The organism is Domibacillus mangrovi (assembly GCF_001906925.1).
In the GTDB taxonomy this organism is placed as follows: domain Bacteria; phylum Bacillota; class Bacilli; order Bacillales; family Domibacillaceae; genus Domibacillus; species Domibacillus mangrovi.
The window spans coordinates 208,877-232,215 of sequence record NZ_MRWQ01000010.1; the positions used below are offsets into that span (position 1 = coordinate 208,877).

General features: G+C 39.0%; 25 protein-coding genes and 1 riboswitch. Of the genes, 9 read left to right on the forward strand and 16 right to left on the reverse strand.

The window, feature by feature from the left end; all coding sequences use genetic code 11:
* Nucleotides 1–65 precede the first annotated feature (65 nt).
* On the reverse strand, nt 66–887 hold the full coding sequence (gene nadE, locus BLL40_RS12480) for an ammonia-dependent NAD(+) synthetase (protein WP_073712262.1): 822 nt from the start codon (nt 885–887) through the stop codon (nt 66–68).
* Between the two features lie 203 nt (nt 888–1,090).
* Here nadE and BLL40_RS12485 point away from each other — a divergent pair, with 203 nt between their 5' ends.
* Complete coding sequence (locus BLL40_RS12485; RefSeq protein ID WP_073712233.1) at nt 1,091–1,387, forward strand: hypothetical protein; 297 nt, start codon at nt 1,091–1,093, stop codon at nt 1,385–1,387.
* A gap of 357 nt (nt 1,388–1,744) precedes the next feature.
* Nucleotides 1,745–2,815 (forward strand): serine/threonine-protein kinase, encoded by a 1,071-nt coding sequence (locus BLL40_RS12490; protein ID WP_073712234.1) that lies wholly within the window; start codon nt 1,745–1,747, stop codon nt 2,813–2,815.
* Between the two features lie 215 nt (nt 2,816–3,030).
* Here the strand turns inward: BLL40_RS12490 and BLL40_RS12495 are convergent, their stop codons facing one another.
* Nucleotides 3,031–4,173, reverse strand: coding sequence for a glycerate kinase family protein (locus BLL40_RS12495; protein ID WP_073712235.1), 1,143 nt, complete (start codon nt 4,171–4,173; stop codon nt 3,031–3,033).
* Nucleotides 4,174–4,451: 278 nt separating this feature from the next.
* Between BLL40_RS12495 and BLL40_RS12500 the strand changes: the two genes are divergently transcribed.
* Nucleotides 4,452–5,726 (forward strand): ATP-binding protein, encoded by a 1,275-nt coding sequence (locus BLL40_RS12500; RefSeq protein ID WP_073712236.1) that lies wholly within the window; start codon nt 4,452–4,454, stop codon nt 5,724–5,726.
* 185 nt (nt 5,727–5,911) lie between these two features.
* On the opposite strand, the gene BLL40_RS12505 is transcribed toward BLL40_RS12500, so the two are convergent.
* The 4 genes from BLL40_RS12505 to BLL40_RS12515 form a co-directional block, all read right to left on the reverse strand.
* Nucleotides 5,912–6,496 carry a helix-turn-helix domain-containing protein gene (locus BLL40_RS12505; RefSeq protein ID WP_083566513.1) on the reverse strand — a complete coding sequence of 195 codons (585 nt, stop codon included), beginning with the start codon at nt 6,494–6,496 and terminating at the stop codon, nt 5,912–5,914.
* Nucleotides 6,497–6,501: 5 nt separating this feature from the next.
* Complete coding sequence (locus BLL40_RS12510) at nt 6,502–6,813, reverse strand: hypothetical protein (RefSeq protein WP_073712237.1); 312 nt, start codon at nt 6,811–6,813, stop codon at nt 6,502–6,504.
* Nucleotides 6,814–6,865: 52 nt separating this feature from the next.
* Nucleotides 6,866–6,952: riboswitch (cyclic di-GMP riboswitch) on the reverse strand.
* A gap of 335 nt (nt 6,953–7,287) precedes the next feature.
* Nucleotides 7,288–7,452, reverse strand: coding sequence for a hypothetical protein (locus BLL40_RS17425; protein WP_159434223.1), 165 nt, complete (start codon nt 7,450–7,452; stop codon nt 7,288–7,290).
* Between the two features lie 237 nt (nt 7,453–7,689).
* Nucleotides 7,690–8,013: a hypothetical protein gene (locus tag BLL40_RS12515; protein ID WP_073712238.1), complete on the reverse strand. Its 324-nt coding sequence runs from the start codon at nt 8,011–8,013 to the stop codon at nt 7,690–7,692.
* Nucleotides 8,014–8,188: 175 nt separating this feature from the next.
* Here BLL40_RS12515 and BLL40_RS17580 point away from each other — a divergent pair, with 175 nt between their 5' ends.
* From BLL40_RS17580 to katG, 3 genes are all read left to right on the forward strand, one after another.
* The gene (locus BLL40_RS17580; protein WP_173799925.1) at nt 8,189–8,356 is read left to right on the forward strand and encodes a hypothetical protein; all 168 of its coding nucleotides are present in this window, start codon (nt 8,189–8,191) and stop codon (nt 8,354–8,356) included.
* Nucleotides 8,357–8,840: 484 nt separating this feature from the next.
* The gene (locus BLL40_RS12520) at nt 8,841–8,966 is read left to right on the forward strand and encodes a YjcZ family sporulation protein (protein WP_073712239.1); all 126 of its coding nucleotides are present in this window, start codon (nt 8,841–8,843) and stop codon (nt 8,964–8,966) included.
* A 370-nt stretch (nt 8,967–9,336) separates the two neighbouring features.
* Nucleotides 9,337–11,571, forward strand: coding sequence for a catalase/peroxidase HPI (katG, locus tag BLL40_RS12525; RefSeq protein ID WP_073712240.1), 2,235 nt, complete (start codon nt 9,337–9,339; stop codon nt 11,569–11,571).
* An 864-nt stretch (nt 11,572–12,435) separates the two neighbouring features.
* On the opposite strand, the gene BLL40_RS12530 is transcribed toward katG, so the two are convergent.
* From BLL40_RS12530 to groES, 3 genes are all read right to left on the reverse strand, one after another.
* The gene (locus tag BLL40_RS12530) at nt 12,436–12,918 is read right to left on the reverse strand and encodes a DUF2798 domain-containing protein (RefSeq protein WP_073712241.1); all 483 of its coding nucleotides are present in this window, start codon (nt 12,916–12,918) and stop codon (nt 12,436–12,438) included.
* 495 nt (nt 12,919–13,413) lie between these two features.
* The gene (gene groL, locus BLL40_RS12535) at nt 13,414–15,039 is read right to left on the reverse strand and encodes a chaperonin GroEL (RefSeq protein WP_073712242.1); all 1,626 of its coding nucleotides are present in this window, start codon (nt 15,037–15,039) and stop codon (nt 13,414–13,416) included.
* Between the two features lie 51 nt (nt 15,040–15,090).
* Nucleotides 15,091–15,375 carry a co-chaperone GroES gene (groES, locus tag BLL40_RS12540; RefSeq protein ID WP_073712243.1) on the reverse strand — a complete coding sequence of 95 codons (285 nt, stop codon included), beginning with the start codon at nt 15,373–15,375 and terminating at the stop codon, nt 15,091–15,093.
* A 208-nt stretch (nt 15,376–15,583) separates the two neighbouring features.
* On the opposite strand from groES, the gene BLL40_RS12545 reads away from it, so the two are divergent.
* Both BLL40_RS12545 and BLL40_RS12550 read left to right on the forward strand, forming a co-directional pair.
* A complete protein-coding gene (locus BLL40_RS12545; RefSeq protein ID WP_073712244.1) occupies nt 15,584–16,321 on the forward strand; it encodes a CPBP family intramembrane glutamic endopeptidase in 738 nt (245 codons plus the stop codon).
* A 13-nt stretch (nt 16,322–16,334) separates the two neighbouring features.
* The gene (locus BLL40_RS12550; RefSeq protein WP_073712245.1) at nt 16,335–16,526 is read left to right on the forward strand and encodes a DUF4305 domain-containing protein; all 192 of its coding nucleotides are present in this window, start codon (nt 16,335–16,337) and stop codon (nt 16,524–16,526) included.
* Nucleotides 16,527–16,547: 21 nt separating this feature from the next.
* Here BLL40_RS12550 and tatC read toward each other — a convergent pair whose 3' ends face one another.
* The 3 genes from tatC to BLL40_RS12565 form a co-directional block, all read right to left on the reverse strand.
* The gene (gene tatC / locus BLL40_RS12555) at nt 16,548–17,309 is read right to left on the reverse strand and encodes a twin-arginine translocase subunit TatC (RefSeq protein ID WP_073712246.1); all 762 of its coding nucleotides are present in this window, start codon (nt 17,307–17,309) and stop codon (nt 16,548–16,550) included.
* Between the two features lie 18 nt (nt 17,310–17,327).
* Nucleotides 17,328–17,510 carry a twin-arginine translocase TatA/TatE family subunit gene (locus BLL40_RS12560; protein ID WP_095532849.1) on the reverse strand — a complete coding sequence of 61 codons (183 nt, stop codon included), beginning with the start codon at nt 17,508–17,510 and terminating at the stop codon, nt 17,328–17,330.
* 65 nt (nt 17,511–17,575) lie between these two features.
* Nucleotides 17,576–18,214: a redox-sensing transcriptional repressor Rex gene (locus tag BLL40_RS12565; RefSeq protein ID WP_073712248.1), complete on the reverse strand. Its 639-nt coding sequence runs from the start codon at nt 18,212–18,214 to the stop codon at nt 17,576–17,578.
* A gap of 147 nt (nt 18,215–18,361) precedes the next feature.
* Here BLL40_RS12565 and BLL40_RS12570 point away from each other — a divergent pair, with 147 nt between their 5' ends.
* Nucleotides 18,362–20,290: an ABC-F family ATP-binding cassette domain-containing protein gene (locus BLL40_RS12570; RefSeq protein WP_073712249.1), complete on the forward strand. Its 1,929-nt coding sequence runs from the start codon at nt 18,362–18,364 to the stop codon at nt 20,288–20,290.
* Nucleotides 20,291–20,424: 134 nt separating this feature from the next.
* Here BLL40_RS12570 and tsaD read toward each other — a convergent pair whose 3' ends face one another.
* The 4 genes from tsaD to tsaE are packed head-to-tail and all read right to left on the reverse strand — an operon-like array spanning nt 20,425 to nt 23,053.
* Nucleotides 20,425–21,444, reverse strand: a complete 1,020-nt coding sequence (gene tsaD, locus BLL40_RS12575; RefSeq protein WP_073712250.1) for a tRNA (adenosine(37)-N6)-threonylcarbamoyltransferase complex transferase subunit TsaD — start codon at nt 21,442–21,444, stop codon at nt 20,425–20,427.
* A complete protein-coding gene (gene rimI / locus BLL40_RS12580) occupies nt 21,444–21,890 on the reverse strand; it encodes a ribosomal protein S18-alanine N-acetyltransferase (protein ID WP_073712251.1) in 447 nt (148 codons plus the stop codon). Before rimI ends, tsaD begins: the two co-directional genes overlap by 1 nt.
* A complete protein-coding gene (gene tsaB, locus BLL40_RS12585; protein WP_073712252.1) occupies nt 21,883–22,590 on the reverse strand; it encodes a tRNA (adenosine(37)-N6)-threonylcarbamoyltransferase complex dimerization subunit type 1 TsaB in 708 nt (235 codons plus the stop codon). The genes rimI and tsaB overlap by 8 nt, the downstream gene beginning before the upstream one ends.
* The gene (gene tsaE, locus BLL40_RS12590) at nt 22,571–23,053 is read right to left on the reverse strand and encodes a tRNA (adenosine(37)-N6)-threonylcarbamoyltransferase complex ATPase subunit type 1 TsaE (protein WP_095532850.1); all 483 of its coding nucleotides are present in this window, start codon (nt 23,051–23,053) and stop codon (nt 22,571–22,573) included. The genes tsaB and tsaE overlap by 20 nt, the downstream gene beginning before the upstream one ends.
* Between the last annotated feature and the right edge of the window lie 286 nt (nt 23,054–23,339).

Below are 23,339 nucleotides of genomic sequence, written 5' to 3' on the forward strand. Positions count from 1 at the left end.
AAGGCGTTGTCTCGTTTATTGAAAATTCAGACTCAAAAAAACTTCCCGATTAGATCAAGGATGCGTTATTTTTTCCAAAAATCATCAAATACCGTAATGGGCAGATGACGTTTATGTGCTGATTTTTTAAAGAGTTCCTCAATTCGTTCTGCTGCTGCATCTGGTACGTCTTTTCCTTCCAAATAATCATCAATATGTTCATACGCAACACCAAGTGCCACTTCATCCGGCAACTGCGGACGATATTCTTCAAGGTCGGCTGTCGGCACTTTCGTATACAGATGCTCTGGGCAATCCAATTTTTGTAGCATTTGACGCCCTTGTCGTTTATTTAAACGAAAAAGCGGAACAAGATCAGCGCCCCCGTCACCAAATTTTGTGTAAAAACCGGTTACCGCTTCTGCACTATGATCCGTGCCGATGACAACCGCATTTTTCATAGCGGCAATGCTATACTGTGCTTTCATTCGTTCGCGCGCTTTTTCATTTCCTTTGGCGAAGTCCGTTAATTCAATACCGTTAGCCCTAAGTGCCGCTTCACTCGCTTCCACAGACGGTTTAATATTAATGATATATGTTTCATCAGGCTGGATAAAATCAAGTGCATCCTGACAGTCACCTTCATCCTTTTGAATACCGTACGGAAGGCGTACAGCAAAAAAAGCATAATCTTCAGAACCTGTTTCTTTTTTTAATTCATCGACCGCCATCTGTGCAAGTTTACCAGCAAGTGTTGAATCCTGCCCGCCGGAAATACCGAGCACAAAACCTTTTAAAAATGAATGGTGACGCAAATAAGCTTTCAGATAATCAACACTTCGTCTAATTTCTTCCTGCGCAGTAATCTCTGGTTTCACTTTTAGCTCTTCAATAATTTTTTTTTGCATGTCACGCACAACTAAAAATCTCCTTCCGTCTTTCATACATTTGTCACTATTGTACCACTTTTATATCCATATTACTGTTCACCTCTACTTTCATTAAATGTCACTTATTATACAAAAATAAACGTTTAAAACGATTTATATAGGGAATAACATAATACAGCTTTAAATATTGGATACAATAATATAGAAAGGAGTTGTTCAGGATGAATCCCTCAGAAAAAATAAAATGTGACTTGTCAAGCTCAGTAGAAACAATCAAAAATGTATTATCAAGCAGGCCTTTCGACTACAAAGACATTTATTTCGTTGAAGAAGAGTTTTTGCCAGGAGAAGGAAAAGACTATATTGGATTTATCTATGGTGTAAAAGGCAAACACAAAAATGATGGGGAGTACAAAAACTATGAAATCAGTGTTTTTTCTCGTGATGGATTGCGGTTCGAGGTAAGAAAAGACAACGATCAAGGTTTTGATGATTTAGAGAACAGATTTACATTATAATAGTAGAGATTATAATTGTGAATCTTCATTCTTGAAGATTCTTTTTTTCATTCATACCTTGCATTATAAACACAATGATCAATTTCACAATTAAGCTTTTCCTACTCACCTTTCATCTACGTTCCCCTCAGCTTTCGGGAGACCTTCCTCACTTGATTTAGAAAGTACTTTTTACCATTGACCTATTGAATAGTGGATACATTCCAATTAGTGTCCATGCTGGAATAGGTATTACACTTCTAATCAATATCATCAGCTTAAAGTTAATGAAAAAGTTTTAAGAAGTACAAATATGTCTTTGTTTTTCGCTGTATAGATTATAATGAAGGATTTTTTTCATAAAAACGGAGAGGAGGGATGATTCTGTTTCGTTTAGGTGATGTCTTAGCTGATCGATATCAGCTTGCAAAGAAGATTTCTCAAGGGGGCATGGGGGCCGTATGGTTAGCAGAAGACAAGGTACTAAATAGAACCGTTGCCATTAAAACGGTAAATCAAAATATGTTAGAGATTAATGACCGTGCATTCAAGGTCTTTAATGATGAAGCTAACATAGGCGCCGGTTTATTAGGTCATCCTAATGTAGTGACAGTACTTGATTATGGCATACACCATGTAGCTAAGATGGAACAAGCGCCTTTTATGGTTATGGAATATATAGATGGGATCAATGCGTTAACATTTATTAATCAAACCAAGGCTGTAATTGATGAAGAAACATACTATTATATTTCCTTATTAATAGCGTCTAAAATATGCATGGCAATCGATTATGCTCATAAAAAAAGAATATTCCATCGAGATATTAAACCACTAAACGTTTTCATTTCTAAGTACGGATTTATAAAAGTTGGTGATTTTGGTTTATCACGTTTTTTTGATGAATTTACGAGAACTCATACTGTAAGCCAATTTAGTTCGCCCTCTTATAGTGCACCGGAGCAATGGAAAGGAGAAAGTTATGAAGAAAAGACGGATATTTATCAGTTGGGCTGCACGTTATATCATTTGTTTACAGGGCAACGAATTTTTGAAAAACCTATTCCTGCTCTTATATATGCCCATCTTAATGAATGCCCCATTCCCCCAAAAAACTTTTGTTTTTATATGCCAGAAGAGCTCTCCAACGTCATTATTGAAATGGTCTCCAAAGAAGGGATTGATCGACCTTCCTTATGGCAGCTAAATGATATACTAGCTAAAGAGCTGCACAAAAATTTTAACATATCCATTACAGTTGATAAAGATGATTATAAAAAAATCGATATAGTCTGCGAAGTAACAGACGCTTCAGGCGACTCCTTGAAGTACGGAAGTGAAACAATCATCACGTTCTCCGATTTTAACGAAGTTTTATCAGAAGCCCTTCAGCTTATATTAAATGATATTACCACTATTCATATAACCGCTTTAGATGAAATGACTTAAAGATGGCTGCATCTAAAACGAGGAACGTAATGACTTTTGCTGCCCCATCTGTACGTAGGGCACCTTCTTTTTAAGATCGTTTCTTCGTCTTTACGTTTTGTAAAAAAGCCGTCCTAATGAAAGAGAAACGAACCCTTTTTATACATAAATTAGGTTCGTCTCTTTCTATACATTTAACTCTTTAACAACTTATTACCTAAATTCCAGATGCATGTTTATTTCTTTATACTACAATGGAAATAAGAGCGTACAACTTGTTCAGCACTTAATTCTAGTAATTCCCCCGCATGTTCCATGGCCTCTTTTAAAGTCATCGGATTATTTATAATACTATTTACGCTTACAACGCCATAATCATAGAGTACTTCAACACCCTTTCCAATAGATCCAGTCATAAGAATGGTTGGAACATTTCGTTTTTTTGCTGCCTGAGCGACGCCCATTGGTGTTTTACCAAGTACTGTCTGACCATCAACTTTTCCTTCCCCTGTAATGACAAGATCGGCATTCGTCAATTCATCATCCATTTTAATATAGTCAAGAACGACATCTATTCCACGTTTCATTTTGACAGGGAAAAAGGCTTGAAATGCTCCTCCGCTGCCTCCAGCTGCACCTGCGCCCGGTTGTTCGTGAATTTTGATTCCGGTTGCTTTTGCAATCTCGTCTGCCCAATGGGTGAGATTACTATCCAACAATTCTACGTCCACAGCTGTAGCTCCTTTTTGAGGTCCAAAAACATGAGAAGCCCCATCAAGTCCGATCAGCGGCGTTTGAACATCCGAAGCAATGATAAACTGGCTGTCTTTTATTCGCTTATCGAAAGAATTCAAGTCAATCCTTTTAATTTTATTTAATTCGCCACCACCATAGCCGATTTCATTTCCTTGTTTGTCTAAAAGCTGCAGGCCTAGAGCCTGAAGCATTCCAGCTCCTCCATCATTTGTCGCGGATCCTCCCAAACCAATAATAAAGGAAGTAAATCCGTCATCGAGAGCCCGTTGAATCAATTGCCCGGTGCCGTAAGTAGTTGCTTGTAGAGGAGACAACTTCTCCTCAGGTATTAAATGCAGGCCAGATGCAGAGGCCATTTCAATTACACACGTTTCACCATCACCCAGTATTCCATAGCCTGCTTTGACCTCACTGCCTGACGGACCCGTAACGGATATCGCTCTTATTTCTCCTCCTGTAACAGCAACTAAGATTTCCATCGTTCCTTCGCCTCCATCACCGACAGGGAGTAATACTGTTTCCGCTTTCTTAAACGCCTTTTTAATGCCCCTGTTTATCGCATTTGCTGCTTCAATCGCACTTAGACTCCCTTTAAATGAATCGGGTGCTATAATGATTTTCATGAAATCTCTCCTTCTCTCATTAAGCAGTTTTTTCCCTATGCTCTGCCATAAGCTTGCTGTAGGGCTGTAAATCTTCTTTATATATTCATGTAAGTGCCCTATCCTCGAGCTTTCAGTTTCTCAAAAATCCCCCAATTGACAATACTTATTCCTCGCTCGTTTATTCTATATTTATCCAAATTAAACAACTGCTTAGTCAATCTTTTTTATATTGTAGAATCCTTGTTTTTATGTAACAATAACTAATTCAAATCAAAACTCTTTTAAGGAGAAGAACTATGAAAAATCGCACTGAATTTTTCCGAAGCATACCTTTTTTATATTTAGTAATAGGAACAATTTGGGTCCCTATTACAGATTATTTATTAAAGGTATCTCATTTACCTGTCGAAAAAATCTTCTTCTTGGAAATGATAAAAGGGTTATTATTCGTTTTCATCACATCTATACTTTTATCTTATTTTATAAGAAACTTAAAGGAGATAAAACAAATCGAAGAAGAGAAGGAGAAGCTAGCATTATTAATTGATACAATGCCTGACTTTATTTCATTTAAAGATGGAGAAGGAAAGTGTCTTCAAATGAATAAATTTGGCATTAACTTATTCGAGTTAGAAGGCGTCAATTACAAAGGAAAAACAAACGAAGAGTTAGCGAAATATACGGATTTTTATCATGATGCTTTGATCTATTGCATTGATACAGACGAAGAAGCTTGGAAGGCAGAAAAGATAACTCGTTGTGAAGAAATAATCCCTTTAAAAGACGGCTCAGACAAAACTTTCGATACATTCAAAGTTCCTATTTTTAATAAAGATGGTTCTAGAAAAGCGTTACTAATTATCGGTAGAGATATTACTGATTTAAAAGAAACAGAAATAATGTTAAGACAATCAGAAAAATTGTCTGTTTTAGGTGAACTAGCTGCTGGTATTGCTCACGAAATACGAAATCCTCTTACAACAATTAAAGGCTTTATGCAAATGGGGAAAGAAAAAACAATTAAACTTGAGGACCATATCGACATTTTATTAGATGAAATAGATCGAATTAATATCATTGTTAATGAACTTCTGCTAGTTGCAAAACCACAAGGCGCTACTTTTTCTAACAAAAACATTAATACGATTGTAAGAGAAGTCATTCAATTGTTATCAACAGAAGCTTCGCTACAAAATATTCTATTAAATATGACCGAATTAGATCAATTTGATACGTATTGTTATGATAGTCAATTAAAGCAAGTGTTTATAAATATACTCAAAAACGCTATGGAAGCCATTTCTACAAAAGGTGAAGTCAATGTTTCGATATATGATATAAATGAGGATTATTTTGCCGTTACGTTTGAAGATAATGGTTGCGGAATTGAAGAAAACCGTTTAAAGCACATTGGAGAACCTTTTTATAGTGTAAAAGAAAAAGGCATTGGGTTAGGTATGACAGTAAGCTTTCGCATTATAGAAAGTCACAAAGGTTCCATCCATATCACCAGCCAAGTTAATTTAGGAACCAGCGTTGAAGTATGGTTACCTAAGTCCAAATTCATATAAAAAAAGTTATTTTTTCATTATAAAATATTAATCTATAAGTTTTGATACGTTTTGGGTTTTTAGCGTCAAACAAAAGAGCATTAAACCCTTTTGTATGAAGGTTTAATGCTCTTTTTTATGATATTACATCGCCCATCTTTAATTAAGAATCTAAATCTATCTAAACTTATCTTAGTAACCTCTCATTATTCAAAATGCAGTTTACAACGTGCATAACGGCGTTCAACACTGACCCTGCTTCTATTCAGCTTTTCGGCAATATCATTAAAATTAAATCCTTCTCTTCTCCACTTTAAAAGCAGTTCAATTTCTTTTGTTGTCCAGTGCTTATATTTTTTTATTTTCTTCTCAGTAGCAGTCTTACGAGCTTCATCTAGCCATTCTGGTTCAGGAGGGAGCGCATGTTTTTCAATAAGACGGAAATCGATTTTCTCTTGGTTTTGTTTAGCCCATTCCCAAAATGAATGTACGTCAACTAGGACAAATTTACGCTCATAACAGGTTATGCGTGATGTTGCTTCAAGTCCATGAAACTGAATCCAATTGTGTACCGTTTTTCTATCTACATTTAAAGCTTCAGCTAGCTCACTAGCTGTTAAAAGGCCGGTAGCCTTTTTTGTGTTCCTAAGACCCATCTTCTTTAATTTTAGTGAAACAGCAGTTTCACTCCGATTAAGTTTTTTTGCGATGGCTGACAAGGAACTGCCGCCAATACGTTTCTGTAAAAAGTAAACATCTTCTTCTGTCCATTTTTGTCCCATCTTTATCATATAATTTATTTACCTTCGTAAATAGATTGGAGTCTATTCTCTGCTTGTTGAAGATCCATTGATGAATCAGTCAGAAACGCTAACACATTATCATTTCCTGAAAGTTTACTCATCGAACGGAACACATGGGGTTTCTGCTCTTTTATCAATGTCATTACTTCCATAGTAGGTAACACTCTTTCTTGAACGTTTATCCTTACAAAGGATTGCAAAAACCGTACAAATACTATAGTCGAATCAAAGTCATCCGGATAGTTTTGTAATAACAAAAAAAACTTTTCAATGTTCATTTTTAATTCATTTGTTTCTCCCCGCATTTTCCACCCTACCTTAAACAGTTATTGGTCCAAATATGGGGTTAAAGCCCTATTTGGCAACCCGGCTGTCATAATCCATAAGAATGTTAGACCCGTAGTTTTGCGTCCTTACCTTTCGATAAGTTTGCCTTTATCATTAATAATTATATAAATTAAATCATGTCGAATAATGTTACGTCAATAATATTAGTAAATAATCCGATTAATTCAGTTCCTTTTACCCAGTAATTATTAAACTGCATTTGCCCTATTTATATAGGAGATTTACTGGTTATTCAAGCGAAAATCTAGCCACCTTTACTTATTTTATGAGAGAATCACATATTAAAGGTACTCTTTATCAACAAAAAATATCCCTTCTTATGAAACAAGAAAAAGACTGCCATTTTTATGCTCTTCTATTTTCCCTCCAGCTCACTCTAAATACCTATGGGCGGATGATTTAGTGATACTAAGCAATTCAGCTGTATACTCCTATGATACTTCTGCCCTAACCAGTGTGATTTCCCGTTCTTCTTCGACTACTCTATTCGACACAACTGCCTCAATTTCAATGACTGCTTTCATTTCTTTCAACGCACATAATGATTGTTTGTATTTATAAATGAGTGTCCGTATATCCTTCCCATTAAGCTTCACGATCAGACAGCTTCTTCTGCGGCGGCTTTTCTTTCTTTCGTTCGTTCTTGCTTCACTTCCTAATGGTCCTTCTCCGATTGTGTCAGCTGCTCGGATTCATCACGATCACTCCTTTTCTCAATAAAAAAGGACACCAAGCTCTAAAGCAGGTGTAAACCCACTCTAAAGTTTGATGCCCGTCAGTTTTTCCGTTGGGACGTTAGTTATTTAGTTGTTTATATAATACTTTTCTGTTCACTAACCTTCCAATGCCTTTATTGCAATTTCTTTTAAACCATACAATTGTAACAAGTAATTTTCATTTAACAAAGGTGCATAGTCGTTTATTTCTCGCAGTGCATCTTCATAAGCCACAACAAGATTACCGTTCATACTGCTCGTTTCGTATATCGCTTCAATAACGGTTGTTAGTTGTTCCACCGTTTCAAAAAGTAGATGCTCACCTTCTTCTTTCTCAATGAGTAATGGCGTACCATTTTCTTCTTGTTGCAAAAAGTAAATGCCATCTTCTGTTCTAATTAATAAAGCGCCATTCACTAAATAGATTTTCTTTTCCGCCATTTCACTTTCACCCCCTTCACTTTATAGGTCTACTCCTTACTTCTATAAATGGTGCAAGTATTATAAAAAATTGTCTTTCTCCTTATGAACGTGCTGTTCACTACTTTTATATATTGTATACATAGTTCCACTGCTTCACATGGTATAATTACTCAGAATGAAGGGAGGCTCATAAATGAATGGAGATGCGGTTTTTGCCATTTTCCCAATCTTAACTATCTTCTTTTACATAGCCCCAGTTGTATTTGTCATTTGGTTTCTAGTTAAATTCCTTAAATTGCAGCAGGAAAAGAACAAAATTTTAAGAACTATTTCTGACAAGCTAGATAAGCTAAATAATTAGATGGGGAAACCTGTCTCTTTTTATGTCACAGTATCGCTCTACTATATACACGCATTCAATAACCAATAATTCACAAATTCATCATCACGGGATAATAATCCGATGCAACCCTTACTCCTTTGTATATATTTATCTGAAATGGTTAAACTGTTACTGTGTGAAGCTTTCTCATAAGTTTGAACCTTCTAATACTTGTAGCTGGGGACTTTCCTCGGCTTTTTTTGTATAAACTTTTCTTAGAAGTACATACCGTTTTTGTATGATAGTTCCCTGTCATTTTCCAACTCTTTTACAGTCAGGTATTAATCTGGCTTTTTTCTTAATGCGCTAATCCCCACTTAACATGATTCAGTAACTCTCGTCCATAGCCGCCTGTCTTATGTGTTTGTCATTTGGAACAAATTTAAAATCTTATCCGTGATGTTTGTCCGTTTCCAGGTTACTACTTGGTGCATCTAATGTAGTAAACAAGGAGGTGATAATTATGAGTTCCCAATATTGTGGTGGTGGCTCTGGCTCTGGCTTTGCACTAGTTGTTGTCTTGTTCATTCTTTTAATCATCATTGGAGCATCTTACATGGGTGGTGGATACGGCGGTGGATGCTGCTGAGCACCAAGCTATTATCTGTAAGACCCTTTTGAATGATTCTATATCTTGCCTCCCCCCTGCTGTAACTACCCATCTAATGTTGTGCGACTGTATAAAATAAATACAGCCGCTTTTTTTATTCAATAAGGAGAATTGTATGATCGGTTATGTAAAAAAAATTATAAAATTATAGAGAGAAAATTGTCATTTTTTTTGCAATTATAAGTCTCTTATAAATTTTTTCTTCAATTCGTTGACCTTCTCGCTTCAAATTTCAAATATAGTTTAGTATAATTATAAATAGATAATGATTATTTCCATATAAATAGGCACAATCATTAGCACATGCACCATTTTGCACAAGATTATCTAATTAGGAGGAGAATTGTAAATGGACACGAACAACAACCACGAACAAAAAAGCCATACAGCAGTAGGCGAAGCACAGTGCCCTATAACTGGTGCGGGCGGCGGTCACAAAGACAGCGCCATCACAACTTCTAGAAAACCTGGCGGCACGACAAACAAAGAATGGTGGCCAAACATGCTGAACCTTAGCATCCTGCGCCAGCATGACAAAAAATCAAATCCGTTTGGGGAAGACTTCAACTATAAAGAAGCATTCTCAAAACTAGACTATGAGGCATTGAAGAAAGATCTTCATGACTTAATGACGGATAGCCAAGACTGGTGGCCAGCCGACTACGGTCACTACGGTCCCTTCTTCATTCGTATGTCATGGCACGCAGCTGGCACATACCGTACAGCTGACGGACGTGGGGGCGGCGCTTCTGGTTCACAACGTTTTGCACCGCTGAACAGCTGGCCGGATAACGTAAACTTAGATAAAGCTCGCCGTTTACTATGGCCAATCAAGCAAAAGTACGGAAACAAAATCTCTTGGGCAGACTTGCTTGTTCTAACAGGCAACGTAGCGCTTGAGTCTATGGGTCTGAAAACATTTGGCTTCGGTGCAGGACGCGAAGACATCTGGCATCCAGAAGAAGACGTATACTGGGGAAATGAAAAAGAGTGGTTAGCGGACAACCGTTATTCAGGTGACCGTGAGCTTGAAAACCCTCTTGCAGCAGTACAAATGGGTCTTATCTATGTAAACCCAGAAGGACCAAACGGCAAGCCAGATCCACTGGCAAGTGCGCAAGACATCCGTGATACATTCGCCCGTATGGGAATGAATGATGAAGAAACCGTTGCTTTAGTGGCAGGCGGACACACATTCGGTAAAGCGCACGGTGCAGGAGATCCATCTCTTGTAGGTGATGACCCTGAAGCAGCCGATTTAGAAACACAAGGTTTCGGCTGGCTGGGTACACACGGCAAAGGGAACGGCCGTGATACCATCTCAAGTGGAATCGAAGGTGCTTGGACAGCGAACCCAACGAAATGGGACAACGGCTTCTTCGAGCAATTATTCGAATACGAGTGGGAACTGACAAAGAGCCCAGCTGGTGCATTCCAATGGGAGGTAGCTGACCTTCCAGAAAGTGACATGGCGCCAGACGCTGAGGATGCATCCATCAAAGTGAAAACAATGATGACGACCGCAGATATGGCATTACGCAAAGACCCAGAGTACGAGAAGATCTCTCGCCGTTACTACGAAAACCCAGAAGAGTTTGCAGATGCATTCGCACGCGCATGGTTCAAACTTCTTCACCGCGACATGGGGCCAAAAGTTCGTTACTGGGGTCCTGAAGTGCCACAAGAAGAATTGGTTTGGCAAGATCCAATTTCCACAGTGGATTACACATTATCCGACGCTGAAGTGGCTGACTTAAAAGAAAAAATCCTAAGCTCTGGTCTAACAGTAAGCCAGCTAGTAAAAACAGCTTGGGCATCTGCAAGCACATACCGCGGTTCTGATATGCGTGGCGGTGCAAACGGTGCACGTGTACGCTTAGCTCCACAAAAAGACTGGGAAGCGAACGAGCCAGCTGAACTTTCAAAGGTGCTAGATGCGTATGAAAACATCCAAAGCCAGCTTGAGAAAAAAGTCAGCCTTGCTGATTTGATCGTCCTTGGCGGAAGCGCTGCGATTGAAAAAGCAGCGAAAGACGCAGGCTTTGATGTAACGGTTCCGTTCACGCCTGGCCGCGGTGACGCGACGGCAGAACAGACAGATGTAGAGAGCTTCGACGTATTAGAGCCCGTATCTGACGGATTCCGCAACTACCAAAAAGCGGAATACTCGACAAGCCCTGAAGAAATGCTTGTTGACAAAGCTCAGTTGCTAGGATTGACTGCACCTGAGATGACGGTTCTTCTTGGCGGTATGCGTGTGCTTGGTACAAACCATAGCGGTACAAAACACGGTGTGTTCACAGACCGCGTTGGCCAATTGACAAATGATTTCTTCGTAAATCTTTTAGATATGGGCATCGAATGGAAACCAGCAGGCTTCAACCAATACGAAGGTCATGACCGTCAAACAGGTGAAGTGGTGCGCACAGCATCTCGCTTTGACTTAGTCTTCGGTTCCAACTCGATCCTTCGTGCGCTTGCAGAAGTGTATGCACAAGATGATAATAAAGAAAAATTTGTGCGTGACTTCGTAGCTGCTTGGGTGAAAGTTATGGATGCTGACCGTTTTGATGTGCAACAATAAGTGATTGGATTGAGCCGCTCTCCTGATAGGAGGGCGGCTTTTTATTAGGGGAGGTTCGGCTATGCGAGCTGATGAAAGAAATATGACTGTTGTCGAAACAGCTAAGTTAGATGATATTAGACAACCAACTATTTCTGAAATCCTGAATAGCAGATCCAAACACCCCAAAGTATCGAGCATTTTTCAATATTGTCAAGGATGCAACATTTTTTAGAGAATTTTTTGATAAAAACTATTTCAAAACCAATTTATTACAATTAAACTTATGTAAGCTTAGGGTAAATTTTAGTCAAATTGATTCTCAATTTCTTAATTAATGAGTAAATAGACAATAGCATGTTTTGAAAAAAGTTGATTAAAACATGCTATTTTTATTATAAATTAAATGGTACTTCCACAAAAAAGTTTAATCGTTTTAGACGTTTATAGTAGAATACCCGATCACCAGTTGACGCAAACTATTGATTAACTTTTAGAAACATATGATGTTGATATTGAGCTAAAGTTACCTGTCTTTCTTATTAGCTAGGTAGCCTTCAGTTCCTCAGCATTATCTATACGAAGAGCTGTGAATACATTCTGTTGAATTTCAAATACATACTCATCATCTGGGTAATCAATAGCAAGTGAATCAAGTGGGTTCTATTCATTCATTATTTATTTGACTAATTTAAACGTCTTTTTATATTGATCTTTAAGGTGCTTATTCAAGCGTGGATTACCTCCTCTGCTCATTGAAACAATTATATATCTTGCTGAACTAATTTTCTTTTTTGCTTTGGCTCTGTTAAAGAAGAATATTGGAACCTATTTTGGAAGCTCTACCCGGAACAAACAAGCTACCAAAAAGTAGCTTGCTTGTTTTTATGCGTTTAGTTCTGGCTTTTGCGTTGATGGTTTAATGTATTTAGCTAATAGCCAACGTGAGATTGGTCCAACAATTAGTAACTGTGATGGAAGTGCCACGATAAAATTTAGACCAACTGTTTTAAGGTATGCTGTGAAAATTGAACCTTCAATTCCTATCATTAATGCTGTTAAAATAAGTCCGTAAACTGACATAATAAGAACCATTGTAGGGACCATACAAAAAGCAAGCGCCACAATAAAGTTGATTTCTTTCGATTTGTCATAAGGTAGTGATAATGCAATTTTACGCGCTTTCGGTTCAACTAATGACTCTGCGATAAAAGCGATGATAAGTGTTACGACAAATTGAATCACTGCATTCCCTACAGTGAACGATGAAAATCCGTGTAAAGCTGTGTTATAAACTGACATAATAAGGACCATTCCAAAACACATAAATAGTCCAAAAATAATGCCTTCTTTTTTATTACTAGGCAAATAAAAAACATCCTTCCTTTTAGAGATAAATGTAATTATATATGTCCAATTTTTTTTACATAAGTGACATTTTTGTGAACTTTATTTTCGGCTAAGTTAAATTACACTGTTGTTTGACATGAAAAATAGAATTGTACCTGATTTATTAAACTAACAGGTGCGTTAGCTCAACAAGGGATAACCAAAAGGACCTCGCAGGGCTCTTTTTCTTTTGTTAAAAAATCAAAATTGACGTTTAACCAAGTCTTTGTTTCAAAAGAAGGTTAATAGCATTCTTTAGCAGGGCTTTTTGAAAAATAATAGGTATCTTGTTAATCAACAGTACGTTGATACTGAGTAATAAAACGGTACATCTCTGTTTTAAAGCTACAACTTAATAACACATTAAAAGTCGCATTTAAATATTAGCTGTTATGAGTTTTTCAAAATAAAAAACAAATAAAAAAGCGTCAAACCTTTATATATCAAGGTTTGACGCTTTTTCGAGGGATGATATTACATCATGCCGCCCATACCGCCCATATCAGGCATTGCTGGCATGCCGCCGCCTTCTTCTGGCTTGTCCGCTACAACTGCTTCAGTTGTTAAGAACATAGCTGCAACAGATGTTGCATTTTGAAGTGCTGAACGCGTTACTTTCGTTGGGTCTACGATACCTGTTTCGATCATGTTTACCCACTCGCCAGTTGCCGCGTTGAAGCCAATACCGAGTTCTTCTCGTTTCAGGCGTTCCACGATAACGGAACCTTCAAGACCTGCATTGTGCGCGATTTGACGAACCGGCTCTTCAAGAGCACGGAGTACAATTTTCACACCTGTTGCAAAATCGCCTTCGCCTTCTACTTCAGTTACTTTATTATATACATTCACAAGTGCTGTACCACCGCCGGATACGATACCTTCTTCAACAGCTGCACGTGTTGCATTCAACGCATCTTCAATACGAAGTTTACGCTCTTTTAGTTCTGTTTCTGTTGCTGCTCCAACTTTGATGACAGCAACACCGCCAGCAAGTTTCGCTAAACGCTCTTGCAATTTTTCACGATCGAATTCAGACGTTGTGTCTTCAAGCTGCGCACGGATTTGGCTTACACGGCCTTGAATATTTTGAGATTCGCCCGCTCCTTCAACGATTGTTGTATTTTCTTTCGATACGACAACCTTCGATGCACGGCCAAGCTGTGTAATATCCGTTGATTTTAAATCAAGACCAAGCTCTTCCGTAATGACTTCAGCACCAGTTAAAATCGCAATATCTTCAAGCATCGCTTTACGGCGATCACCGAATCCAGGTGCTTTAACCGCTACTGCGTTAAATGTACCACGTAGTTTATTCACAACAAGTGTTGCCAATGCTTCGCCTTCTACGTCTTCAGAGATGAGAAGAAGCGGTTTGCTTTGCTGAACAACTTGCTCAAGAACAGGAAGAATTTCTTGAATGCTTGCAATTTTTTTATCTGTGATTAAGATGTATGGATTGTCAAGCACTGCTTCCATTTTATCTGAATCTGTAATCATGTAAGGAGAAGCATAACCGCGGTCAAATTGCATACCTTCCACAACATCAAGCTCCGTTGTAAAGCCTTTTGACTCTTCTATTGTGATAACGCCATCGTTTCCAACACGTTCCATTGCCTCAGCAATAAGTTGTCCTACTTCTTCATCGCCAGAAGAAATCGCTGCAACTTGGGCAATCGACTCTTTTCCTTCGATTGGTTTTGAAATGACTTTTAATGATTCAAGTGCTGTTGCCACTGCTTTGTCCATTCCTTTACGAATGCCGACAGGGTTTGCACCAGCTGTTACGTTTTTCAAACCTTCACGGATCATCGCTTGCGCAAGAACCGTTGCAGTCGTTGTACCGTCACCAGCAACATCATTTGTTTTGCTTGCTACTTCTGCAACCAGTTTTGCACCCATATTTTCGAATGCATCTTCAAGTTCGATTTCTTTTGCGATTGTTACACCGTCATTTGTAATTAGCGGCGAACCAAATTTTTTCTCAAGAACAACATTACGTCCTTTTGGTCCAAGCGTTACTTTAACTGCATCTGCAAGCTTGTCTACACCAGCAAGCATCGCACGGCGTGCATCTTCACTAAATTTAATATCTTTAGCCATTTTAAAGTGCCTCCTCTAAATTTTATATTTATATGTTTTTATGTGTAATGATTAGCCGATAACAGCTAAAATATCGCTTTCGCGCAACAATAAATATTCCGCGCCTTCGTATTTCACTTCTGTACCTGCATATTTTGAGAAGATGATGCGATCGCCTTCAGCTACTTCAAGTGCTACACGCTCGCCGCTTTCTAGAACACGTCCTGTTCCAACTGCTATAACTTTGCCTTCCTGCGGTTTTTCTTTCGCAGAATCAGGAAGTACAATTCCGCTGGCCGTTTTTTCTTCAGATTCTACTAGTTCGATTACTACGCGGTCACCTAGTGGTTTTAACAAGTGAAACCCTCCTCAAAAATAGATAATTAAATTTTATTAGCACTCTACTCAGAAGAGTGCTAACACAACTATTATAATAAATGAAATTGGCTTTCTTTTGCAAGTGTAAAGCAAAAAAATTTTTAAATAGGGCAAGACTGCTTATTTGAAGGGCCCCCTCTTTATTAGTACAATGAGTAGTAAGTGAATTGAATAAAGGAGTTTTCATGTGAAAAAAGAATATGGATTTATTTTAATTACGTACATTTTAATGCAATTTTCCGGTTACATCGGTGCCTCTCTTCTTTTTAAGATTGGTATTTCAACCGGCGTGGAACAGAATAAGATGGAGATGCTGGCTATAGGCTATTGGACGGTGATTAGTTTCGCTCTTGCGACAATAATCATTCTACTTATTTTGCGGAAATCTACGTATGTAAATAAAATTGAAAAACAGACATCACTATCCACTGGAAAATTACTTTTCTGGTCAATCACCGGCGTGTTTCTAGCTTTTTCTGCACAATATGCCGCGATTATCATTGAAACGGCGCTCGGTATTGAACAAGGCTCTGAAAATACGCAAGACATTATTCAACTCGTTGAATGGGTTCCGCTTACAATGCTGTCTGTTGCCTTATTTGGTCCGATTTTAGAGGAAATTGTATTTCGAAAAATTTTATTTGGTTCATTATACGAACGATTTCCTTTTTTCTTCGCGGCGCTCATTAGTGCATTTGTCTTCTCCATTGCACACAGAGAATTAGAGCATTTTTTATTATATGCGGCAATGGGTTTTACATTCGCATTTCTTTACGTAAAAACAAAGAAATTAATCGTACCCATTGTGGCGCATGTGTCTATGAACTCAATCGTTGTACTAATGCAGTACGTATTTGCGGATGATATTGAGAAAATGATCAAGGATACAGAACAAGTACAACAGTTTATTTTGTGGTTTTCGTAAGGAGGTATAATTAATGAGACAGTCACCACTAGCTGCAGGGGTTTTTTATAATATACTCGGCATATTTTTCATATTTCTCGCTATACAGGACGTAAATGCAAATGGCTTCAGGTTTTTCAACTATGTGCTTATTTTGCTGGCAACATTTGATGTCGGCACTGGTCTCCGGTTAATGTTGCTTCATTTCAAAGTAAAAAACAGCTAGAATTAATAAAATCCGCCCAGTTTATTGGGCGGATTCTTCTTGTTCAAGTGCAGCACGAGCTTCTGCCTGCTGTGCTCTCTTATAGCCGATTTTCGCAACAAAAATGCTCACTTCATATAAAATAAATAATGGAACGCTCACCATCATATGCGAAATGATATCCGGCGGAGTAATGAGCGCCGCAACGACGAGTAAGACAAAATACGCATAGCGACGGACCTGACTTAAAAACTGCGGTGTGATAATACCTAACCGTGTCAAAAACAGCGTCACAACTGGAAGCTGAAATAAAAACCCGAATGGAATGGTTGTCTGAAATAAAAATTGGAAATATTCATTAATCCCGATCACTTGTTCAATATTTAAATCGCCAGACAGATTCATCATAAAGTGAATAATGTACGGAAATAAAATAAAATATGAAAAAGCGAGCCCTCCCAAAAATAGAAGAACCGATGCCGGAATGTAACTAAGCGTCACTCTCCGCTCTTTTTCGTGCAGACCCGGACTGACAAATGCCCACAATTGATACAAAATGACTGGTGATGTCAAAATAATCCCAATCACAAACGCCATTTGAAAATAAATTTTTAGCGGATCAGTTACTCGAAATGCATTCATCGTCAGCGCCGCCGCTTCATCTGCATGCTGTAAATAGTGAATGATTGGCTTTGCGAGAAAAAGTCCCCCAATGGCAGCAATGAAAAAGAAAACGACGACAATCATAAGCCGTTTTCTAAATTCCTCCAGATGTTCATATATCGTCATGTCTTGTCGACTCATTTGTCATTCATCCTAACATCACTTAGACTCTTTCTTGTCCTCTTCCCGATCATCATCATCGGTTAATCCTTTTGTTGAATTTTTAAATTCTCTTAATGTATCACCGGCTGCTCGTCCGAGTTCCGGAAGCTTTTTCGGTCCAAAAATAAGCAACGCTACAGCGCCAATTACGACCATACTGCCAACGCCTATCATTGGCACACACCTCCCTTTTCCTTCATCATAACTGATTTATCCGTTAAATACTATGATCATTTTTCGACAGATTAATCTGGATAATTTTTCAGAAAATACACAAGCGACTGCAATTCAATCGCCAGATCAATATGATGAACGCGAATAGCTGAAGGCACATTTAACCGGGCCGGTGTAAAATTCAAAATCCCTTTTATATTTGCCTGTACTAAACGATCTGTAATGGACTGTGCTGCAGACTGTGGAATCGTTAAAATCGCTACCGGCACTTTCAGTTGGGCTAAAGTCTCTTCTAACTGATCCATATGATAAATAGGTACCTCTCCAATAATTGTCCCGACTTTGCTTTCTTCCACATCAAATGCAACTAGGATCTTCGTGTTATTATTTTTCAAGAAATTATAATTTAAAAATGCCGTTCCTAAATTCCCTACACCGATCAACGCGACGTTTGTCACTTCGTCCTGATCGAGCGTTTTACGGAAAAAGGATAGCAAATAGCTCACATTGTAGCCATATCCTTTTTTGCCAAGTGCACCGAAATAAGAAAAGTCTCTCCGGATCGTAGCCGAATCGACTTTTACTGCTTCACTCAATTCTGCCGATGATACACGCTGCTTACCTGACGAATGCAAGTTTTGAATAAACCGGTAATACAAAGGCAGCCGCTTCGCTGTTGCTTGTGGAATTTTCACCGAATCGCTGTTCATTTTTATCCTCCTTACGTGATACCACTTCCACATTTTACTTTTTCCTATAATACAATCATAAATCTTTGTCACCTTTTTCACAAGAACTGCTTCTTTCCCATTGCCCACTCACTCTTCCTCGAGTAAAGTGAAGGTGAGGTGAAAAATATGATACTTCTTCAAGTACAGCAGCTCTCGAAATATTTTGGAGCTGAACTTATTTTATCGAATATTAAGCTTGAGGTGCAGTCAGGCGATCGGATCGCACTTGTCGGACGAAATGGTGCCGGTAAATCGACGCTCCTAAAAATAATTGCTGGACAGCTGTCACATGAGTCTGGTTCGATTATAAAACCGAAAGACGTCACCATCGGATATTTAGCTCAAGACACCGGCCTTGAATCGAACCTTTCCATCTGGGATGAAATGAATAGTGTTTTCGACCATTTCCGGGAAATGGAGCAGCAATTGCGAAGTCTTGAAGCGGATATGGCCAATCCAGATGTATATGATGATCCAAAGCTGTACGAGCAGGTGATGACCGCTTACGATCAACTTCAAAATGAGTTTAAAGAAGCTGGCGGTTATCAATATGAAGCAGATTTACGCTCCATTTTACATGGATTTAACTTTCAAGATTATGATTACGATACACGTATATCCACATTAAGCGGTGGGCAAAAGACACGTCTAGCTCTTGCAAAGTTACTTTTAACAAAGCCTAGTATTTTAATTCTTGATGAACCAACGAACCATCTTGATATTGATACACTTTCCTGGCTTGAACATTACTTGCAAGGGTACTCTGGTGCCATTTTAATCGTCTCTCATGATCGCTACTTCCTTGATAAAACCGTTAATCAAGTATACGAGATGTCCCGAAACAAAATTCGCAAATATGCTGGAAACTACAGTAAATATTTAATTCAAAAAGCGGATCAATATGAGCGGGAAATGAAGCAATTTGAAAAACAACAGGAAGAAACCGCAAAGCTCGAGGCTTTTATTCAGCGAAACATTGCTCGTGCTTCTACCACAAAGCGGGCACAAAGCAGACGAAAACAACTTGATCGGATGGACCTGATCAAAAGACCTGGTAATAATGAAAAGCCACCAAGTATGTTGTTTGATATCGATCGGCAAAGCGGCAATGAAGTATTGAAAATTGACAGTGTTTCTATTGGCTATGACGGGCAGACAATTGTTTCTGATCTGTCATTTGATGTATTTAGAGGCGAAAGCATCGCGCTCGTCGGTCCAAACGGTGCTGGCAAATCAACTTTACTGAAATCAATTACCGGCGCATTGCCGCTTCTCACCGGTGAGATCCGACAAGGAGCTAGTGTCGAAATCGGTTATTATGACCAAGAACAGTCGCATTTAAATCAAGCAAAAACGGTACTAGCTGAACTATGGGACGAGTATCCTGTTACTCAAGAAAAGGATATACGAACAATTCTTGGTACCTTTCTTTTTTCAGGTGATGATGTATTAAAACCTGTTGCAGCGCTAAGCGGTGGTGAAAAAGCCCGTCTTGCACTCGCTAAATTGACGATGCAAAAAGCAAATTTACTTATACTTGATGAGCCTACCAACCATCTTGATCTCGATAGTAAAGAAGTGCTGGAAAATGCATTAATCGATTATCCTGGTACCCTCTTATTCGTCTCGCATGACCGTTATTTTATTAATCGAATCGCCACACAAGTAGTGGAACTTGATAAAACAAAAACAGGTGTCACCGTCTATCTCGGAGATTACGACTATTATGTGGAAAAGAAAAATGAACAGGAAGAACTCGCTGCTCTCGAAACAGCAAATACGATTTCAACTTTAGCAAAACCGGCAGCTGCTGATTCGTATAAAACCGATAAAGAGCAACGAAAACGAGATCGTCAGCGTCTTCGTCGAATTGAAGAAATCGAATTAGAAATTTCTGGATATGAAGGAATCATAACGGAAGCAGAAAGGCTGCTCTGCCTGCCTGAAATATACGAAGATCATTCAAAATCACTGGAGTTGCATCAACAATTAGAACAATCAAACAGTGCCATTGAATTACTAATGGAAGAATGGGAATCACTTCAGGATGAATAAACAAAGCACGGTGCTATCCACAGCACCGTGCTTTGTTATCCCCTTTTCTATTTTATTAAAAAGCGTTTAAAAAAGCTTCTCTTAAGAATTACCCACATTATCCACAACAAAAAAGACAGGCGTCTACCTGTCTGTTAAAATTCCTCAATGTCCAATCCTGGATGGCCGTTCATATCCAGCCCATCCCGTTTTCCCTGTTCATACAAAATCGTCCCTGCCGCTGCAATCATCGCTGCATTGTCCGTACAAAGCGATATAGGCGGAATCATGATATCAATGCTCTCTATTTTGCCAAATGCATTCTCAAGAGACGCACGGAGCCCTTTATTAGCTGCTACACCACCCGCTAATAATACTTGCTTCACACCATACTCTTTCGCTGCACGCACTGTTTTTTCTGTTAGAACGTCCACAACACTCGCTTGAAAACTTGCAGCCAAGTTTTCTGGAATAATTTTTTCACCACGCTGTTCCGCATTATGAACCGTATTAATAACCGCTGATTTCAATCCGCTAAAACTGAAATCGTACGATCCTTCTTCCAGACGAATGCGTGGCAATGAGTACGTATCCTGCCCTGCAGCTGCCAGCCGGTCAATGTGTGGACCGCCTGGATAAGGTAAACTTAATGTACGGGCTACTTTGTCATACGCCTCGCCAGCTGCGTCATCACGCGTCTCACCGATCACTTCAAATGAACCATGTTCTTTCATATAGACAAGTTCCGTATGTCCGCCAGAAACAACAAGTGACATAAGCGGGAAAGACATCTCCTGAACTAACCGGTTCGCATAAATGTGCCCTGCAATATGATGAACACCAATGAGCGGCAGATCATGTGCAAACGCAATCGCTTTCGCTGCATTGACACCGACTAAAAGCGCCCCAACAAGACCCGGTCCCTTTGTTACTGCAATAGCATCCATATCCTGAAACGTTAAGCCTGCCTGCTCCAGTGTTTCCTCAAACACAGCAATAATTTGTTCTACGTGATGACGCGATGCAATTTCTGGTACGACGCCACCGAATCGTTTATGACTTTCAATTTGTGATGAAACGACATTTGCAATAATGTCCGTTCCATTTTTAATAATTGCGGCTGCTGTCTCATCACAGCTCGTCTCAATTCCAAATATAAATATATCTTTTTTCATTATAAATTCACCCACATCACTAAAGCATCTTCTAAATCATCGGTATAATACTGCTTCCGGATTCCACCCGGCTGCAACCCGAATTTTTCATAAAGCGACCGTGCTGGTGTATTACTCACTCTCACTTCTAAAGAAAGCACTTTACCCCCATGAAGCATGGCCTCATTGATCACAAAACCGAGCAATTTTTCACCATAATGATTCCCACGATATTCGGGCAAAATCGCAATATTTGTCACCTGTACTTGGTCATACACAATCCACATACCGCAGTAGCCAATCACTTTGCCCTCGATTTCAGCTACATGGTAAAGAGCAAAATTATTTGAAGTAATTTCTCGCTCTAATGCTTCTTTTGACCATGGTACTGTAAAACTAACCAATTCTACTTCATACACTGCCGGAACATCATCTAAAGTCATCTTCCGCACAAAAAGCTCACTCATCAGACTTCTCCTTCTTTTCATTCGCTTTAAGCCAATTCGCCTCTGCCTCAGCTAGTCGTGCATAGTTCGGCACAACTTGAGAAGGATCTTGTTCCATTCCTGATGCAAGCGAAAGAAGAGCAGCAGGACGTGTATATGGAACCGATTTCCCTGCAAACGCGGCGGCATTGCCCATCACCTCTGCTATGACCTGCTCATATATAATGCTTTCCTGTCCAACAAATAAAACAGGCTCTCCCATTCTAAGAAGCTCCTGGCACCAGTCCACAACAGGAACATTTTGATCTTCTTTCACTGATTCCACTAACCCGTTCGACAATCGATACAGTCCCGTAAACACCTGTTCTCTACGCGCATCAAACATTGGACAAACAAGACCTTCAATCAATGGAGCAGACGCTGCGAGAGAAGCCAGCCCTGATACAGCCGTAATAGGAATATTTAACGTCCATGCTAATGTTTTCGCAATCGTGACACCAATTCGTACGCCAGTATAAGAACCTGGCCCATTCGCTACCACAATTTTGTTCAAATCCCTTGGTTTCATCCCCACCTCACTCATGAGCGCTTCAATGGCAGGCATCACCCTGGTCGAGTGATTTTTTTTTACATTTGTTACCTGTTCTGCAAGTACGACATCACCATCAGACAAACCGATCGACAATGTATATGTAGACGTATCAATCGCTAATATTTTCAAAATCCATCACCTTCTCACTTATTCGATCGTAACGATCACCTTCTGTAGTTAAAACTATTTCTCGCTGACCATCAACCCCTGTATGATAAATATTAATTTTTATATATTCATCCGGCAATTGTCTTTCAATTAAATGTGCCCATTCTACAATCGAAATACCTTCCCCATAAAAGTATTCATCAAAACCAAGATCTTCTTCTGAATCTGGGCCAAGCCGATACACATCCATATGATACAATGGATACTTTCCTTTATATTCTTTAATAATTGTAAATGTTGGGCTGTTGACGTTTTTCTTCACACCTAAAGCAGCCGCAATTCCTTGAGTAAATGTTGTTTTTCCTGCACCTAGATCTCCTTCAAGCAAGAGTACATCACCGGGTGCAAGCAACGCAGTAATATGTGCAGCAAAATTTTTCATTTCTTCTACATTATCAATGACGAATTTATAAGAAGATGTCACAAATATTTACCTTCTTTCCTCGAAAAAAAACCTTAGGATCATATATCCTAAGGTTTCCTATTTTATTATATCTAATATGTTTGAATAAAAAAAGAATTCTTCTTAATAAAAATGGCGGTCCGGACGGGACTCGAACCCGCGACCTCCTGCATGAGCCCGACGAGCTACCGAACTGCTCCACCCCGCGACGATAAAAAATTATAAACTATCAAGACTAGGAGCATAAAGATTATCACTTCAACTTTGCCAGGCGGCGTCCTGCTCTCACAGGGGGAAACCCCCAACT